The following is a 15,315-nucleotide window of genomic DNA, read 5'->3' as shown; positions in this document are numbered from 1 at the left end:
TTGCGCCGGTCATCGTGAAAGGCAGTTGCTCCTGTATTTGCTTGGATTGCGCCGAGGCCCGTTCGTTGCTCGATCCGGTCGGCAACTTGAAGTCTGGTGTTGAGCTTTGAGCACCTGCGCCCCGCCTCATGTGGCGGGGCGCAGGTATTTTGAACGGGATGAGAGATTGTGGCCAGTGCTGCTGCGCACTGTCCGCTCTTAGAAACGGACTGTGCGGAGGATCGACCGGCTTTCAGCCCGCTCACCTCCTTCAGGCTTCTTTCAATTTGATTGGTCCGCCCAACATCCCTGTCACGTCCCGTCAATGGGCAAGCGCCGCGTGGGCGCGTCGTCAAAGCCTGCAACCCGTGTCCTCGCGCAAGGCGCGCTGCGGGCCGCACCAGTTGCTGGCTTCGACCCATTGACTGGCCGCTCCAGGGCCGTGGGTCGGGCTGTGCCCCCACCCACTCTGTTCCGCCGAATACATGCGTATTCGGTCAGATCAGATTGGCCGGTGTGCAGCCCATCGGCGGAAGGGGAGCCAAGCCCCAACCGCAGCACCCAAGAGGAGGCCACAAATGGCTCACAAATATCAGCCCCCGAAATTCTGGACCTGCGACTGTGATCGGACGACCGGCGGTCACATCATCGACGGGCTCTATAGCACCTGCGTCTATTGCTGGAAACATCGGCACGAGCTGAAGGAGATCGTTGTTCCGTCAGGTTTGGGCGGCGTGTTCTGTGTCGAGATCCTCAGCGTTGAGGATCATTGCGCCAAGGTGAAGGTGGTCAAAAGCTCGAACGGCTTTGACGCGCTGCCGCCCTTCACGGTGCCGTTCAAAGACATCGCTCCGCGTTGGAAGCACAAGGCAGGAGAAATCCAATGATCCCTGACTATCACAGTGATGATTTTGCGACGGCACGTCTGGAAGACACCGTCAGCTTGCGAAGCGCCGCCCGCGAGGCCCGCGCCACGCTCTACGCGGTGTTGAACCGGCTGGATCTGAACGATCTGGAGGGCGAGGAGCAGCCCTATATCGACGATTGTCTTGGGGCTCTCGCAATCCTTGAGGAGGCGTTGCGATGACCTTGGAAGAGATCAAAGCAGCAGTGGACGCGGGCAACCGCGTTCACTGGGTCAACAGCGGTTATGTGGTGACGCGTGATGACCTCGGGCAATACCTCATCACCTTCACACGGAACGGGTCGGCTATCGGCTTGACCAGTCGGGATGGCACCCGCCTGAACGGCGAGCCTGACGAATTTTTCATTAAGGAAAGTGCAGAGGTTCAACATGAAGTATTCTGACATCAAGCAGGCGGCCCGAGAGGGCCGCGCCAGCGTGCATCTTCACGGGTTCTGCAATCTGCCCGATGGCGGGCAGGAGTATTGTGATGATCCTGAACTGATTGATGGCTGGGCAATCTATGTCCGAGTTGAGACCCCGGACGACCCGCAACAGCCCTTTGATCTGCACGAGCTGCCCGACCATCAAACCTATGTCAGCGCCGAAGGCGCGGCCCGCACAATAGCGCTGCAATTGCTTGGCGATGCTGAGGCGTGGAACCACGATTAGTGGTGCCATGCCTTGCGCATGGCGTCGGGCTTTGCCCGGCGGTCGCAGCCTAGGGCTGCTCCAAACGGAATACAGGCAGTTGATGCAATGTTATAATATTGAATCAATTATGGCGAGATGCCATAACAGGGCTGCCTGTATGATGCTGGCAAGAAATAGGGGTGATTACTTCACATGGGCCGACCGCGCGCACCACGGCACAAGCGACTGACGCAGAACCAGCGTTTTGCCATCGTGCGCAAGCGTGCCGAAGGGGTGGCGATCGAGGATCTGGCCCGAGAATTCGGCGTTACGACCCGCAGTATCTTCTACACGTTGAAGGGCGATCAAAACCGCAAGCTAGATGCACGCGTGCGTTCAGAACTGGTGAATGTCCGGCTGACGCCTAAGGAGCTTGCGGGCTTCGATGCGGTGTTGACGCGGCATGATATCAACAGCCGGGCGGAGGGGTTGAGGCGGCTGATCCATGCTTCGAACGATCTCTTCGTTCCCGACGATGAACTGGCCAACCAGATGCAGGGGTTATCGGCTTCGCTCAATCGCACCGGCAACAACATCAACCAAATTGCGCAGCGCCTGAACGAGGCAAAGCGTCAGGGCAAGACGCCGCCCTATGGCAACTCTGCCCATAGCCAGGTGCGCGCCTTGGCCGGGCTGATCTTCGATATCGCTGACCAAGTCCAAGACATGGCGCAGCGTCGTCGAAGTGCATTGTCCGGCGAGATTGCCCGCGTTCTGGGAGGCTTTGCCGATGGCCCGGAATAGTGCCGTTGTCGCCGCGCAGGAGGCCTTCTTCGATCGTGACTGGAGCCGCATTCGGGGGAGTGTGCCGCGCGCCCGTGCCAAACAGATGGCGCGCGCAGCCATGGGTCATTCCCCCGCGATCTTCAAAGCCATTCGCGACGGCGGCACACACAACAAAACGCAACTCCGCAACCAGCTGGAATACCTGACCACCAAGTCGAGCTATATCATCGACAGCCGTGGCACCTATGACGGCCAAAGCGTTCTGTCAGCCAAAGAGATCGAGCAGGTCACACGCCGGTTTTCAGCGCAGTGGAATGAGGGGTTTCATCCAAAGCTCGGGCACACTTCTCATCTGTTGATGGCCTTCCCGATCGGCACGCGCGGCGAGGATGTCGCCGAGATCACGCGCGAGATTTGCGAGCGTTTCTTTCAGGGCGAAGGCAGCCATTTTGAATACATCGCCGCCGTGCATGAGGACCGGGACCACCCACACGCCCATATCGTCCTGAACCGGCGCAGCAAGGACGGGGAGTTCTTCTTTCTGAAAGAAGGGCACCACTTCAACTACGACAGTTTTCGGGAGGCGATGGTGGAGGTGTCGGACCGCTATGGGCTGCGGCTTGAGGCGACCCGAAAGCTCGAACGTGGGATCACGACGAAGAGGCCGAGCGATGTAGAACAGCGCCGCGCGGAAACCACTGGCCAGAAGCTCACCGAACGTGAGCGCGTCGGTCCAGAGCTTGACCGTGCCTTGGCGGAAGTGGCGCAGAACGCGCGGCTTTATCGCGGCCTGGCGGCCGAGGCCTCGCGCGAGAACCAGCATGACATTGCAACAGCCTTGGATAAGGCAGCGACGCTTTTGAAGCAGGGCAAACCGATTGAAGCAGATGGAAAGGTATATGGCATGGTCGAAGAACAGCATTCGTTTGATGAGGTCGTGGATGCCTTTCACGACAAGATCAACCAAGCTGAACGCATTGTGGCGGACGCCCCGGTGGAGCGGCGTGCCGCGCTGGAGCATGAGCTGAACGACATCTATCGCTCTTTGTCGCATCTGAGCCCCATGGGAACGCAGTCCCACACATTGCTTGAGGATGCGTCCAAGAGTGGGATTTATTCGGCCGCAAACATTCAGGCCGAGGTCCAACACGTTTTGCAGGATTCAACTCTTACTGACCGGCTTGAGCAGGCTTTGAAAGGCACTGGTATTGATGCGCAGGATGTGACGCGACGCGTTGAAATCGGCGCGGGCAATGCTGCGTTGGAACGGCAGTGGTTAGGACAAGATCTGAAGGCCATTGCCGACAAAGAAGGCTTTGACCTGTCTCGCGCCGATGAACTGGAGAAGGCGATCGACCGCCTTGACCAGGTGCACAGTGATCTTGGCCATGTGTTGGCAGATGCTGAGGTTCTTAAAGACAGTGGGGCGGTGGAGGTCGACCGACAGGAAGCCATCATCGACCGGCTGCCGCCGACCACGGCTGATATCCTGAGCCGTGTGCGGGACGACCCGACCGCAGATCCTTTCCGCAGCGATCTGGAGCGCGAGACCTTGCGAGCTGAGATGGAGGAGCTGGTCGGTGAAGAGGGCACCCCGGACTTGGCGATCGGCGATGAGGCCACGCTGGAGGAACATATCGAAGACCGCCTGGACCGGCTTTATGCGGCCAAAGCCTACCTGCAGAGCGATGCTGCTCTGGCGAACAGTGTGGCGATGGAGCATGTCCTCGACGAGATCGCCAATGAGGAAATAGACCTCCAACGCGAGCGGCATGTCGATGCCGACGGCGAAAAGGGCGTGACGCATGGGTAAGGCGCGGATCGCACTCGGCGTCATTAGCTTTGCTCTTCTCGGCGCGGTGCTGGGATATGTTCTGGCGTCGGCCTTTCTGTCGTTCCGCTGGTTCGGGGTCGGGGCGAATATCGATTTCCTGATGTTGACACGCAGCTATGGGGTTCTTCGAACAACCCACCCGGGCGATATGCAGATTGTTCACTTGATCGTGGGGATCAGCACTGGTGCCGGTGTTTTGCTCAGTGCGGTCTTGATGAACGATGCGCTGACCAAATTTGGGGAAACCCACTGGCAGCAGATGTCGGAGATGAAGCGGAACGGCTTTTTCGGCAAGCCCGGCCACGGCTTTGTCCTAGGCAAAATGGGCAAGCCTAAGAGCCGAAAGCCCTTTGTCATGTCCAAGGTTTTTCCCCATGCTTTGATCGTCGCCCCGACCGGACGCGGCAAGACGACGGGGTTCGTCATCCCGAACCTTCTGACCTATCAAGGCAGTACAGTGGTGCTCGACGTAAAAGGTGAAAATTTCGAGACGACGGCGCGCCACAGGGCAGCGCAGGGCGACAAGGTTTTCCGGTTCGCGCCCACAGACTGGAAGTATGGCCGCTCGCACCGGTACAATCCTTTGCTGCGAATATCGGCGCTGGAAAACGTCGACCGCCAACAGATGGAGCTGCAACTCCTGGCCTCGCTGTTTCTGCAAGCAGATAACGACCGCGTCCAAGGGCTCCTCGATGGCGGTATCGATCTATTCGTGGCGGCAGGGCTTTTAGCATTCGAGCGAAATCGGCCGACCCTGGGCGAGATTTATCGCATCGCCGCATCAGGCGGAGACAAGCAGAAAGAGTACCGCCGCCGTGCAGACGAGGTGGTCAATCCAGCCGCCAAGCTGATTTTCATGCGCATGGCCTCGACCAACAACGACACGCTGACGTCTTATCTGTCGCTCTTGATGACATCTGGTCTCAAGCAGTGGTCGAACCCTGCCATCGATCGCGCAACAGCAACTTCAGACTTCGATTTCCGCGACATCCGAAAATCGCCGTTTTCGGTTTATCTCGTGGTCGAACCGCTGATGGTAAAACCGCTCGCGCCGTTGATCCGCTTGTTCTTCTCGGATTTGCTGGCATCGCTTCAGGATCATGAACCTGGCAAGGACGAACCCTGGCCGGTGATGATCATGCTCGATGAGTTCAACCGCCTCGGCAAAATGCCCATCGTTCTGGACAGCATCGAAACTCTGCGCTCTTACCGCGCCAATCTCGCGATCGTCACCCAGACCATCCCTGCGCTCGATGAAATCTATGGCGAAAACGCCCGCCGCGCCTTGCAGGGTAACGCAGGCATCAAGCTCTATCTGACCCCCTCAGATGAAAAGACCATCGAAGAGCTCAGCAAAGCCGTTGGCAAAACCACCAAGCGCGTTGTGACCCGCTCGCGTTCTGTCGGCCGAAACCCTTTCGCTGGTCGCAGCATGTCTGAACGGACTGAAGAAACCGCGCTCCTACCTGAGGATGAGGCGCGGCGCATGGACCTTGATGACATCGTTCTGGTGGTCGATGCGCAAATGCCCGTACGCGCCAAGCGGATCAAATACTATGATGATCGGTTTTTCAAGCTGATCTCCGACAAGCAGACCGGCGATCTGCCATATCCCTCGGCGGGGGATCAAATGCGCGGCCTGCAAGGGCAGATCAAGGCGCTGGAAGCGAAGATTGGAGCGCTTGAGATGCCGAGGGCGGTTTCACGTGGCTCTGAAGGCGGTGGGAAACGGCGAGAAGAGATCGATAATTTGGTCAGCGAAAAGCGGGGTGAGCCGAACGAGGACAAGCCTAGTTTGGGCGAATATCAGGCTGGTTCAGATCGGGTGGAGAAATTTATGGCGGCGGCAGCCCAGGGATGAGAGCAGAAAGCATACTTTGTTGCCTGCCGATGAAAGACTCATTGCAGAAGAAACGAATACATTCCTAAACTGACTAGGAGACAAGAATTCCTGACCCGTATTTGAAAGATTGACTTTCGAATTCTAACGCCCACGTGCGAACCGTGGTGTCCAGCTCTCAATCAATGCTTCTTCTTCCGCTAAATCTTCATCATCTGGATCTTTGGCCAGCACGTCGCTCGATAACACAGTCAGAGTGAAACCATAACTGCCTAGCCCAACGACCTCTTCGTCTAAGGGCAAGCTACGAGTACAAGAGAACCAGTCTGCAAGCGTGGTTTGCCCGCACAGGGTTCGACCCGAAGCAACGTTGCCGGGCTTCCGATTGAATTCGCGTGTAAGACTTTCTGGCAAAGGTGCGCCCTTGCGAAGAAAGGTAAGCTTGTCGAGTTTTTTGAAGCTATCGGACAGGAATGCGTAGGCGACTTTGTCACCGGAACTGACAATGACCGCCATCGGATAGTCACAACACTCTGCGGCTCTGATTGCCGAGGCCGTCAGCGAGCACTCGGCGCGGTCGCCCAAAGTGATGATTGCATCAAGGCCGACGCGGCTTGTACCGATGACGTTTGAAACCAGCCTCGACGGCATCAACAGACCAGACGCGAAGTGATCGGCTTCGAGCTCAATGGAGTTTGATCCTTGCGAGAATCCCGCTTTCGAGATGTGGATCGGAGCTGACCTAAGGATCTCCTCCGGATGCCCTTCTAGAAAGTAATGCCCAAGCTCGTGGGACACCGTAAATCTGCGGAAACCCTCGCTGACAATATCTGTCGCATAGAAGATTCCGACACGGTCGTCGAAGAAGATAATTCCTCCGCTGACGCCTGGGCGATCAGGCGGCTTTGGCTCAACTATGATGTCTTCGGCCTCTGCGATCGCAAATGGGTCAACCGGGAAGCTGTCAAACCCCATCTCTTTGGCCTTTAGCTCGCCCTGACGTCGCGCCATAGTGAGGCGGAACTTGCTCATTTCTCCGCTTTCTTTTGGTTCATCAGGTCAATCATCATCTGAATGTGCTCTCTGTCCCCGTCAGATAGGTTCTCTTCCCCTCGGAACGCTGTTGTTGCCTGGCCCATCTCCGAGGTGCGCCCGAGGAGGTAGTCTGAAGTCACATTCAATGCCTTTGCCAGGGATCGGATATTGGCGAAAGATGGCTTTCGTCGTTCCTTCTCGAAATGTCCGATGGCGGATGGTTGCAGGCCGGCCTTTGCGGCCAATTCGGTTTGATTAAGTTCTCTGTTTTCTCTGGCTCGGCGTAACCTTTCGCCGAATCCTCCCGTTTCGTCTGTTGAGTTTGACATGACGCCCTTGGTTGTGTTACTATGACGAGATCGTAGGATATCCGCCGCTTGCTCGCGGCTTTTTCTTTCACGAAACGCCCTACGAAAACGTCAATAACTGTAAGACAGATCGTAGAATCCGTCAAGCCTGAGGGGGCAGAAGGAAATGAATGTAAGAACAAACTTTGAAGATTACGCGCGCAGCCTGGATATCGATCCTGTTGAAGCTGCGCTCATGGATGTGGCCCGTGCCATCCAGATCACCGTGACAATGCACCGCGAGGCGGAAGCTCACTATCGTGGATTGGCCAGCCATGTGGATCGGCCGGGAAGCCCATTTGAAGACCTTGTCCACGAGATCTACGCGTCCGGCAGCTTTGCCATTCACGCACCGACGCGATCGCGCCTGAAGCGAGATCAACATGATGTCGACGCTGTCATTGAACTGAGCGTGCTGCCGGGAAGCGACCCTGAATGGGTCCTGACCACGCTCTACAAGGCAATCAAAGGCGATCCGGGCAGCAAGTATCACGACTATCTGATTGAAAAGAACAGCCGTTGTGTGACGGTAACATATCCGGATGGCGTGACGGTGGATCTCATGCCCGTTGTTCGCTTGGTTGGCACCCCGGAGCGTGTCGCGACCCTGTTTCACCACAAGCCGGAAACGGGCACGCTCTACCACAAGGAGGTGAACCCAAAGGGGTTCGCCGACCACTTTAATGGCCAGATCGAAACAAGCGCGGTCTTCCAGGATCGTTTTGACGCGCGGCGTTTCCTCGTAGACGGCGAAACCTACGAGACCATGGCAAAACGCATGGCGTCTGATGGCAGCATGATCAAGGCTGATACCCAACCGATGCCTGTCCATGTCCCGCTCGACCAAAAATCTCCGCGTGTTGTTGCTCTGCAATTGATCAAGCGGTTTCGCGACAAGCGCTTCCGCAAACATGATGATCACCGTGGAAAACGGAAACCTCCCTCGATCATCATGGCGGCGATCGCGCTGGAAGCAGGCTCGGTTCAGGACAACCTGGTTGACGAGGTCATTGCTTTGGCCACACGTATGCGCCGCCGCATCCAAGAAGCCGAAAGCAGTCTTCGGTTGTTGGAAGTACGCAATCCGGCTCATACGCCCGATGTCTTCACCGATCGGTGGCCTGAACAGCGGAGCGACCAACAACTTTGGGCCCGCGATCTCCAGACACTGATTGATCGTCTGAAGACCCTGCAGCGCGTGGGTTTTGACCCAGCCGTTATCCAGTCAACCTTCGACGATCTCTTCGGCGAAAAAGCCGGTGAAGCGGCCTTGCGCGCATATCATCAGGCGCGGATCGCACAGCTTGAACACGGGGCGCTTGGAATGAAACCTGGTGGAGAGTTTAAACTCGCAGCCCCGGCTCTGGGTGCCGGTGTTACGGCTGCAAGTGGCCTCATCACACCTGCCCGGGCCAATACCAACATGGGGGGTGTGGTACCCGATGATAACTGTTGGTGATCAAATCGCTGATATGCACGCCGTTTTTCCGACCTGGTCATGCGAGCAGCCGAACAAGCGGACTGCCGTTTGGCATGGCACGCTCACGCCCCACAAAACGGCTTATCGGCTGCGCATAGAATATACCGAACCTCTGTTGCCCGAAGGGCGTTCAAACCTCTATCTTCAACCTCTGGTCGAGGTGCTGGGTCCCCCGCTGACACGACGGTTCGGAAATGCCGAAGGCTCTCTCCCTCATGTTTACATCGCACATCCGCGAACTCAGCGGACCGGCCCATTCCTTTGCCTTTTTGATGATGAAGCCAACGAATGGACACCAGATGACCGCATTAGCGATACCACCATCCCTTGGGCTTCAAACTGGCTCAGTTGCTACGAGTGCTGGTTGTTGACGGGCAAATGGTTCGGCACGGGCAAGCACATCAGGCCAGAAACGGATAGCCGCAACCCAGTCGCGGCAGCATTGGAGCGTTACCATGGAACAACCTCAGTCGCGGCGGTCACACGGCACGATTTTTCATCGACGTGAACAGCTCGAATGGACGACCGATACCTTCCGCATCCTCTCGATCGATGGTGGCGGTATCAAAGGAATATTGCCTGCCGCCGTGTTGGCCGAATGCGAGCGGCGATTTCTGAAAGGAGGGTCAGCAGCGGCCTATTTCGATTTGCTGGCAGGAACATCAACTGGCGGCATAATCGCGCTTGGTCTGAGCGCGGGCATGCGCGCGGCGGAGGTTCTCGACATTTACCTTACCCACGGCGGGAAAATCTTTCCAAAAGGCTGGACCCCGCCATTTGCTTTGGGTCGGGCGGCAAAATCCGCTTACGGGTTTGCGCGCAACATGGCCGTCTATCGCTATGACCGAGAGCCCTTGGAACGCGCCCTTCGGGACTGTTTCGGCAACAGAACTCTTGGGTCTGTGGATCGGCGGTTGAACATTCCAACCTTTGACGGTTTCAACGAGGTCACTGTTCTGAAGACCCCACATCATCCTGACTTTCGCCTGGACTGGCGGGAGGAGATCGTGACGGCCGCCCTTGCGACCTCGGCGGCACCAACCTTCTTTTCGACATACCGAAATGGCACGCGGCACTTTGCCGATGGAGGTGTTTGGGCGAACAATCCAGCCATGGTCGCACTGGTTGATGCTCTTTCGTGTTTCGATCTCGACCGGCATACCGTCGACATTCTGTCTCTCGGCTGTGGCGAGCAGGATCTGCGATTGTCGGACTCGCAAATCAAGTGGGGAGGGATGTTTCACTGGCGCACCATCATTGAGACGGCCATGCATCTACAAAGCCAAAACGCACTGGGTCAGGCCGGTCTGCTGATTGGGCGCGACAGATTACTGCGGGTAACAACTGCACCTTCATTAGCTCCGATTGCGATGGACGACTTTGAAAGAGCTCGTGACGAGCTTCCCACTCAGGCCCGGCGACTCGTTGAAGAGAATTCCGGGCGCTTGGAAAGGTTCTTCGATGCGGAAAGGGCACCAGTAACCCTCTACCATGGAGAGCAGGCTGCCGACCTTTGATTGCAGCAAGTTAGATCGCTTGACCGGCGCACCTAAGATATTTGTCAGCGTCTACTTTGGAGTGACTGCGCCGCAGCAAAGACCAGTCCGACCAACGGCAGGAAGGTGCCGATTTCACTTCAAGCGCTTGGCCCGTTCAGCGACCTTCTGAACCATAGAAACAGTAGCTCCACCTGCCTGCCTTATCCCAGCTCCGGCGATCTCAGCATTCGATCTCGTGCCAAACCGTGCCCGCGCCCGTGACCCTTTGGTGCCAATCAAGCCCTTTGCGAACCCGCCGGGACCGGGAATGCTCGGCGGTCCGGCCATCATAAAATTGCCCGAGATGGAGCGGACGATCAGCGGGGTAGCGATGATCATGCCGCCTGCGAGGAACATCATCATGAAGAAGGGCACCAGCGCGCCGATGTTACTTGCACCGGATGGATCTCCGAGTTCGGTCATCAGCGAGCGCGACATGCCGACGACGGTGGAAAACACGCCTGCGATCACGAGGGGGTAGAGCGCGTAGGATACCGTGCTGGACAGCCAACGGTGGAAGTAGTCCTTGCTGGAGTCGAACAGCGAAAGCGCGATCATGATGGGGGCGATGCCAATCATGAACGCCAGCATGATCTTGGCGAAGATCAGGACAAGGCCGCAGAGCGCGCCGATCACGCCGAGGAGGAAAGCGCCGATCGCGCCGATCAGGGCTCCGGCCATCCAATGCATGTTGTCACCGGCCGCATTCAGGTAATCGCCAAATTCTTCGATGAGATCGTCGAAGGCCTCTGCGAAGTAGGATGCTCCTGCGCCGCCGCCACCAAGCCCGGCCACCATGCCGCCCGCAAGCTGATCGAGACCGTTGATGAGGGCGCTGGCCACAGCGTTGAATTGGACCCAGTTCATCGCAAAGAGGGAGATCAGCATGAGCTTGAGGGCGAACCAGAACGCGGTCCGCCCATCCATGGATTTGTACTGAAACACCATGTTGAGGAAGACGCCGATCACGGCGAGCGTCGAGGCCACGGCAATGACGCCGCCAAGCTGACTGGCGACGTTACCAAAAGTGGTTTGGGCCGCGTCATCCAGAAAGTTGTCGGTGGTCTCTACCATCCAGGTGACGACGCCCATCGGATCCTCCTCGGTTTTGCTCTAGACGCTCGCGCCCGTGCGCCGCTTCAGAAAGGCCTTCAGAATATGTTCGCCGTCAAAATCCGGCACGACCGAGACCAACTCCCAGCCGTCTTGGCCAAGAGCCGTCAGCTGCGCTTCGATCTTCGGTGGCTTTGTCTTGGCAGTGTTGATCTGTTCAATCTTGTATTCAAACATGGGCTGTTTCCTTTGAATGGGCCGGATCAACCGGCAGGTAGAATTCAGTGATGCCGCGCGCGCCCTCATGGCGTCCGGCCTGGATAATCACATCGATCGAGCGAGTGATGTAGTCGTTCATGTCCTGGTAGGTCATGGGCACATCGGTTTTCAGGGCGGCGATGGCGAGGCGCTGCACGGCCAGCTGAGGGGTTTCAGCGTGCAGCGTGGTGAGTGAGCCACCATGACCGGTGTTGATCGCCTCAAGGAAGGTCATGGCCTCCTTGCCGCGTACTTCGCCTAAAACAATCCGGTCCGGCCGCATGCGCAGGGTGCAGGTCAGCAGGACATCAGCGCTGCGCGTGGCGTCATCGCGATCAGACATCAGCGTGACGACATTGGGTTGCGTCGGACGCAACTCGGCCGCCTCTTCTATCGTGATGATGCGCTCCTCGGCGGGCACGAAAGAGAGGATCTTGCGCGCCGTGACGGTCTTGCCGGTCGAGGTGCCACCGGACACGATCATGTTGAGCTTGTGCGTGACGCAGAACTTGATCGCGGCATCGATGTCGCCGGTGGCCACGACATCGCGCAGTTCGGCATTGCGCTTGCGTCGTGCGCCCTCGTTGCTGCGTTCTTTACCAAAGAGATAGGAGAGCTTGATCTGTTCCAAAGGTAGGTCGGCGAAGAACCGCAGGGAGATCGCATAGCCGCCATCGACAGCCGGTGGCTGGATGACTTGCGCGCGGATGGGGCGGTCACGGTAGGTGATGCTGACCGACACAATCGGCTTGGTCCGGCTGAGCGTGGTGTTCGCGGCGGACGCGATCTGATTGCCCAAGTCCTTGATCTCGTTTTGCGAGAGCTGTCGATTGACGCGCTGCATAAAGTGATCCCCCTGAAACTCCGCCCACAGCGTGCCGTCGGGGTTGATGCAAAGCTCGATCAGCTTGGGGTCACGCGCCTCGGAGATCTTGTCCATCGAGCTTTGCAGATAGCTGGCCGCCATGATCAGAAAATCTCCAGATCGCGGTCGACCATCACGGTGACGCGGGCACCCTGATCCACATAGATCACGGGCGAGACGGAGAGATATTCGCCAATCACGCTTTGCGCGCTGTCTTGCAGGTCTTCTCCAATGCCTTCCAGAACATCAGAGGTGATCTCATCTTCGGTGTTTTGAGCTGCAAGTGCAGGCAAGGCTCCGATCAGAGATATCAGGGCGGCGGACCCGAACCGCGTGCCAAAGCGGCTGTCGACAAAACCGGTCGTGCCGGAGCGTCCCAGTTCGTCGCCACCAAAAGCGCTGATTTCAACGGTCTGATTGCTGGGCAGAATGATCCGGTCCCAGGCGACCGTCACGCGTTGCTGGGCGATATCGAGACCGGATTGATACCGCCCGATCAGACGCGCGCCGCGTGGGATCAGGATCCGCGAGCCGTCATATGCGTGGACATCTTCCGATACCATCGCGCGGACCTGACCAGCGAGCGAGCTGTCGATTGCGGTCTCAAGTACGGCCTGGATCATCGTGCCCTGAACAACCGTGTTTGACGGGTTCACGATCACTTGGGCCTGTGTCACCTCAGCAGGTTCAGCGCCGTTGCGAACAAAGTCTGTATCGCCATCAAGTCGACGCTGCTCGGCGGCGGTATCATTGTTGCCGCTTCCAGTGCCGCCAAAAGCGATAATTGGGCTGGCAATACGCGCTTGCAGTTCCTCAAGCTCGGCTTGCCGCCGCCGCTCGAGCTCTTGCATACGCAGTTCCTCGGCCGTGGGGCCGGTTGGTGCGGGCGTGCGCGGGGTTTCCAGGCGCGCAAGCTCCAGATCGTTCTGCAGTCGCTGTATCTGACGTGCGCGTTCTTCCAACTCTTCGCGCAAGGCGGCTTGCGTAGCAGCGGCTTCACTGCGCAGGGCATCGATCTCTGCACCCAAGGTCTCCAATGCTTCAGTGTTGACGGCTGGGACTTCAGGTGCGGGTGCGTTGCGCAGGGCTTCGAGCTCGGCGCGCATGGCGTCCATTTGCGCGCGCAGCTCTTCTGTGTCGCTGGCCGGTTCCGGCTCCGGCGGCGGGGCTGTGTCAATCGGTGCAGGGGTGGGCTCGAGCGCACCAAAGCCTGGTCCCGCCGCTTGGAACTCATCCGGGGAGGCGGTTTCGAGGCTGTCGGGTTCAGAGCGGCCAGAGAACAACAGCAAGAGACCCCCAAGGGCGGCGATTGCCACAATGCCCAAGGCAATAGTGACAACAGACGGGCGCGCCTTCGCGCTTTGTGGTTTTCCTTCAAGCGCTTCGAGGCGCTTCTTAAGCTCAGCTGTTTCACTCATCGGGATTTGCCTCGCTCATCTCTTGGACGCAGATCTCGTCCTCGCCGAGTCGGAGAACCCATCGATCGCTGACACCTGACACACGGATCACGCCATCAGGTCGGGCCAGAGCATTCACGCTGCGCTCATTGCCGTTTGACCAACGAAAGATCGCAGGCAGCGGCGCGTTCGCGGCAAAGCGGAAATAAGTGAAGGTGCCGTCGTCCCAAATCTCGCGCGGAGTGATTTCGGACCGCGCGCTGACGCCGTAAGCGTGGTTTGCAGGTTGGTTTGTTGCCACACGCGATTGCCGAGGGGCCGCGTCGGGATAGGTGAATCGAATGACATAGAAGGTCGGCGAGTTCGCCTCGGTCACATTGAAATAGTAACTGCGCCGGTTGGTGTAGACGGTGATGTTGGTATGCGCGCCGCGCGAGACGGGCTTGATCGCAAAAGCTTGGCCACCGGGCACACCGTCCAAAAGGAAGCCCTCGGTATCGCCTGCGATAATCGAGCGGATCGTTTCGCCTTGGCCAAACTCGATGCTGGTCACATGGGTCAGGCTGGTGCTGATGCGGTAGACCTGTCCATCCTGATAGGTGGCCAGTCGGACGCGGGCATCATAGGGGCCTTGGCGCGGCTGCGTTTCGGCATATGCGGTGCCCGCAAGCTGAACGAGGAAGGCGAGGATCAGGAACAGGCGACGCATGGGTTACTCCAAACGATCCGAGCGGATCGCGTATTCGGTGACGGTAAAGCCGAAAGGGTTCTGCCAGACATCATCGATCGACCGGCTATTCTCGGGACGAAACTCAAACATCAGCGTTGCGGTGAAGAGCCCGTTTTGACTGCCACGCGGCGAGTTCAGCCGCTTGCGCAGGCGTACCTGAGCGCGGTTGGCGCTGATATGGGTGATCGACAGAACCTCGACATCAAGACGGGCATCTGTGCCGTAGCTGTCCGGCGGGTAGGCCTCATGGCCGCTGGTCCAAAGCGCGCGCAGTCCTGCGGCGGCTGCGCCGTCCGACTGCTCCAGGACCCGCCGCACACGCACATCATTGTCGAGCTGGTTGTATGTCTCTCGATCAATGACATAGCGGTAGACCTGTGCCTCGATGATAGCGGGGCGTTCCGTGAGTGAGACCGCTTCAACCATGGCATTGGGGAGGGCCATGCCGGTTTCGCTATCAAAGGGCACGATCATGGGCGGCGGGTCCGCGTCGAGCAGGGCCACGAGGGCGGCGGCGAGGCAACCTGCCATTCCAAAGCCCATGCCTGTCAGCCCCAGCTTCTGCCACATGAGCTCGCGTCGTCTTGCGCCGTAGACGAGCTCTTCTTCGATGATTTCTGCCTCGCTGTTCATGGA

Annotated in this window: 17 protein-coding genes and 1 pseudogene; 10 read left to right on the top strand and 8 right to left on the bottom strand. The window is 58.1% G+C overall.

Annotated features, from left to right (window positions below; translation table 11 throughout):
- Nucleotides 1-557 precede the first annotated feature (557 nt).
- The 7 genes and pseudogenes from K3754_RS13665 (at nt 558) to K3754_RS13635 (ending at nt 5,997) form a co-directional block, all read left to right on the top strand.
- Nucleotides 558-866 carry a hypothetical protein gene (locus K3754_RS13665; protein ID WP_259938025.1) on the top strand — a complete coding sequence of 103 codons (309 nt, stop codon included), beginning with the start codon at nt 558-560 and terminating at the stop codon, nt 864-866.
- Entirely contained in the window at nt 863-1,066 is a 204-nt protein-coding gene (locus K3754_RS13660) for a hypothetical protein (protein WP_259938023.1), read from the top strand. The genes K3754_RS13665 and K3754_RS13660 overlap by 4 nt, the downstream gene beginning before the upstream one ends.
- Nucleotides 1,063-1,266 (top strand): annotated as a pseudogene (locus K3754_RS13655) (hypothetical protein); the annotation flags it as partial. The gene K3754_RS13660 and the pseudogene K3754_RS13655, both read left to right, overlap by 4 nt.
- A gap of 7 nt (nt 1,267-1,273) precedes the next feature.
- Nucleotides 1,274-1,555 carry a hypothetical protein gene (locus K3754_RS13650; RefSeq protein WP_259938021.1) on the top strand — a complete coding sequence of 94 codons (282 nt, stop codon included), beginning with the start codon at nt 1,274-1,276 and terminating at the stop codon, nt 1,553-1,555.
- Between the two features lie 174 nt (nt 1,556-1,729).
- Nucleotides 1,730-2,320 (top strand): hypothetical protein, encoded by a 591-nt coding sequence (locus K3754_RS13645; protein WP_259938019.1) that lies wholly within the window; start codon nt 1,730-1,732, stop codon nt 2,318-2,320.
- The gene (locus K3754_RS13640; RefSeq protein WP_259938017.1) at nt 2,307-4,115 is read left to right on the top strand and encodes a relaxase/mobilization nuclease domain-containing protein; all 1,809 of its coding nucleotides are present in this window, start codon (nt 2,307-2,309) and stop codon (nt 4,113-4,115) included. Before K3754_RS13645 ends, K3754_RS13640 begins: the two co-directional genes overlap by 14 nt.
- Entirely contained in the window at nt 4,108-5,997 is a 1,890-nt protein-coding gene (locus tag K3754_RS13635; protein ID WP_259938015.1) for a type IV secretory system conjugative DNA transfer family protein, read from the top strand. The genes K3754_RS13640 and K3754_RS13635 overlap by 8 nt, the downstream gene beginning before the upstream one ends.
- A gap of 123 nt (nt 5,998-6,120) precedes the next feature.
- Here K3754_RS13635 and K3754_RS13630 read toward each other — a convergent pair whose 3' ends face one another.
- On the bottom strand, nt 6,121-7,008 hold the full coding sequence (locus K3754_RS13630; protein ID WP_259938014.1) for an ImmA/IrrE family metallo-endopeptidase: 888 nt from the start codon (nt 7,006-7,008) through the stop codon (nt 6,121-6,123).
- Nucleotides 7,005-7,340 (bottom strand): helix-turn-helix domain-containing protein, encoded by a 336-nt coding sequence (locus K3754_RS13625; RefSeq protein ID WP_259938013.1) that lies wholly within the window; start codon nt 7,338-7,340, stop codon nt 7,005-7,007. The genes K3754_RS13630 and K3754_RS13625 overlap by 4 nt, the downstream gene beginning before the upstream one ends.
- Nucleotides 7,341-7,485: 145 nt before the next feature.
- Here K3754_RS13625 and K3754_RS13620 point away from each other — a divergent pair, with 145 nt between their 5' ends.
- From K3754_RS13620 to K3754_RS13610, 3 genes are read left to right on the top strand one after another with little or no spacing between them, the layout of a single operon-like run.
- Complete coding sequence (locus K3754_RS13620) at nt 7,486-8,817, top strand: nucleotidyltransferase (RefSeq protein ID WP_259938012.1); 1,332 nt, start codon at nt 7,486-7,488, stop codon at nt 8,815-8,817.
- Nucleotides 8,801-9,346, top strand: coding sequence for a hypothetical protein (locus K3754_RS13615; RefSeq protein ID WP_259938011.1), 546 nt, complete (start codon nt 8,801-8,803; stop codon nt 9,344-9,346). Before K3754_RS13620 ends, K3754_RS13615 begins: the two co-directional genes overlap by 17 nt.
- Complete coding sequence (locus tag K3754_RS13610) at nt 9,294-10,355, top strand: CBASS cGAMP-activated phospholipase (RefSeq protein WP_259938010.1); 1,062 nt, start codon at nt 9,294-9,296, stop codon at nt 10,353-10,355. The genes K3754_RS13615 and K3754_RS13610 overlap by 53 nt, the downstream gene beginning before the upstream one ends.
- 114 nt (nt 10,356-10,469) lie before the next feature.
- Here the strand turns inward: K3754_RS13610 and K3754_RS13605 are convergent, their stop codons facing one another.
- From K3754_RS13605 to K3754_RS13580, 6 genes are read right to left on the bottom strand one after another with little or no spacing between them, the layout of a single operon-like run.
- The gene (locus tag K3754_RS13605) at nt 10,470-11,468 is read right to left on the bottom strand and encodes a type IV secretion system protein (RefSeq protein WP_259938009.1); all 999 of its coding nucleotides are present in this window, start codon (nt 11,466-11,468) and stop codon (nt 10,470-10,472) included.
- A gap of 21 nt (nt 11,469-11,489) precedes the next feature.
- Nucleotides 11,490-11,666, bottom strand: coding sequence for a DUF4177 domain-containing protein (locus K3754_RS13600; protein ID WP_259938008.1), 177 nt, complete (start codon nt 11,664-11,666; stop codon nt 11,490-11,492).
- The gene (locus tag K3754_RS13595; protein ID WP_259938007.1) at nt 11,659-12,654 is read right to left on the bottom strand and encodes an ATPase, T2SS/T4P/T4SS family; all 996 of its coding nucleotides are present in this window, start codon (nt 12,652-12,654) and stop codon (nt 11,659-11,661) included. The genes K3754_RS13600 and K3754_RS13595 overlap by 8 nt, the downstream gene beginning before the upstream one ends.
- A gap of 2 nt (nt 12,655-12,656) precedes the next feature.
- Nucleotides 12,657-13,970, bottom strand: coding sequence for a TrbI/VirB10 family protein (locus K3754_RS13590; protein ID WP_259938004.1), 1,314 nt, complete (start codon nt 13,968-13,970; stop codon nt 12,657-12,659).
- Nucleotides 13,963-14,658, bottom strand: a complete 696-nt coding sequence (locus tag K3754_RS13585; protein ID WP_259938002.1) for a TrbG/VirB9 family P-type conjugative transfer protein — start codon at nt 14,656-14,658, stop codon at nt 13,963-13,965. Before K3754_RS13585 ends, K3754_RS13590 begins: the two co-directional genes overlap by 8 nt.
- A gap of 3 nt (nt 14,659-14,661) precedes the next feature.
- The gene (locus tag K3754_RS13580) at nt 14,662-15,312 is read right to left on the bottom strand and encodes a virB8 family protein (RefSeq protein ID WP_259938000.1); all 651 of its coding nucleotides are present in this window, start codon (nt 15,310-15,312) and stop codon (nt 14,662-14,664) included.
- Nucleotides 15,313-15,315 lie beyond the last annotated feature (3 nt).

The sequence above is a fragment of the Sulfitobacter sp. M368 genome, assembly GCF_025141875.1.
Classification (GTDB): domain Bacteria; phylum Pseudomonadota; class Alphaproteobacteria; order Rhodobacterales; family Rhodobacteraceae; genus Sulfitobacter; species Sulfitobacter mediterraneus_A.
Note: the sequence above shows the minus strand (reverse complement) of the source record. Positions and strands in the feature narration are given on the sequence as shown.

Bases quoted from the DNA above. Each gene is read 5' to 3' on its own strand.
- K3754_RS13665 (WP_259938025.1), top strand. From the start codon at position 558: ATGGCTCACAAATATCAGCCCCCGAAATTCTGGACCTGCGACTGTGAT.
- K3754_RS13660 (WP_259938023.1), top strand. From the start codon at position 863: ATGATCCCTGACTATCACAGTGATGATTTTGCGACGGCACGTCTGGAA.
- K3754_RS13650 (WP_259938021.1), top strand. From the start codon at position 1,274: ATGAAGTATTCTGACATCAAGCAGGCGGCCCGAGAGGGCCGCGCCAGC.
- K3754_RS13645 (WP_259938019.1), top strand. From the start codon at position 1,730: ATGGGCCGACCGCGCGCACCACGGCACAAGCGACTGACGCAGAACCAG.
- K3754_RS13640 (WP_259938017.1), top strand. From the start codon at position 2,307: ATGGCCCGGAATAGTGCCGTTGTCGCCGCGCAGGAGGCCTTCTTCGAT.
- K3754_RS13635 (WP_259938015.1), top strand. From the start codon at position 4,108: ATGGGTAAGGCGCGGATCGCACTCGGCGTCATTAGCTTTGCTCTTCTC.
- K3754_RS13630 (WP_259938014.1), bottom strand. From the start codon at position 7,008: ATGAGCAAGTTCCGCCTCACTATGGCGCGACGTCAGGGCGAGCTAAAG.
- K3754_RS13625 (WP_259938013.1), bottom strand. From the start codon at position 7,340: ATGTCAAACTCAACAGACGAAACGGGAGGATTCGGCGAAAGGTTACGC.
- K3754_RS13620 (WP_259938012.1), top strand. From the start codon at position 7,486: ATGAATGTAAGAACAAACTTTGAAGATTACGCGCGCAGCCTGGATATC.
- K3754_RS13615 (WP_259938011.1), top strand. From the start codon at position 8,801: ATGATAACTGTTGGTGATCAAATCGCTGATATGCACGCCGTTTTTCCG.
- K3754_RS13610 (WP_259938010.1), top strand. From the start codon at position 9,294: ATGGAACAACCTCAGTCGCGGCGGTCACACGGCACGATTTTTCATCGA.
- K3754_RS13605 (WP_259938009.1), bottom strand. From the start codon at position 11,468: ATGGGCGTCGTCACCTGGATGGTAGAGACCACCGACAACTTTCTGGAT.
- K3754_RS13600 (WP_259938008.1), bottom strand. From the start codon at position 11,666: ATGTTTGAATACAAGATTGAACAGATCAACACTGCCAAGACAAAGCCA.
- K3754_RS13595 (WP_259938007.1), bottom strand. From the start codon at position 12,654: ATGGCGGCCAGCTATCTGCAAAGCTCGATGGACAAGATCTCCGAGGCG.
- K3754_RS13590 (WP_259938004.1), bottom strand. From the start codon at position 13,970: ATGAGTGAAACAGCTGAGCTTAAGAAGCGCCTCGAAGCGCTTGAAGGA.
- K3754_RS13585 (WP_259938002.1), bottom strand. From the start codon at position 14,658: ATGCGTCGCCTGTTCCTGATCCTCGCCTTCCTCGTTCAGCTTGCGGGC.
- K3754_RS13580 (WP_259938000.1), bottom strand. From the start codon at position 15,312: ATGAACAGCGAGGCAGAAATCATCGAAGAAGAGCTCGTCTACGGCGCA.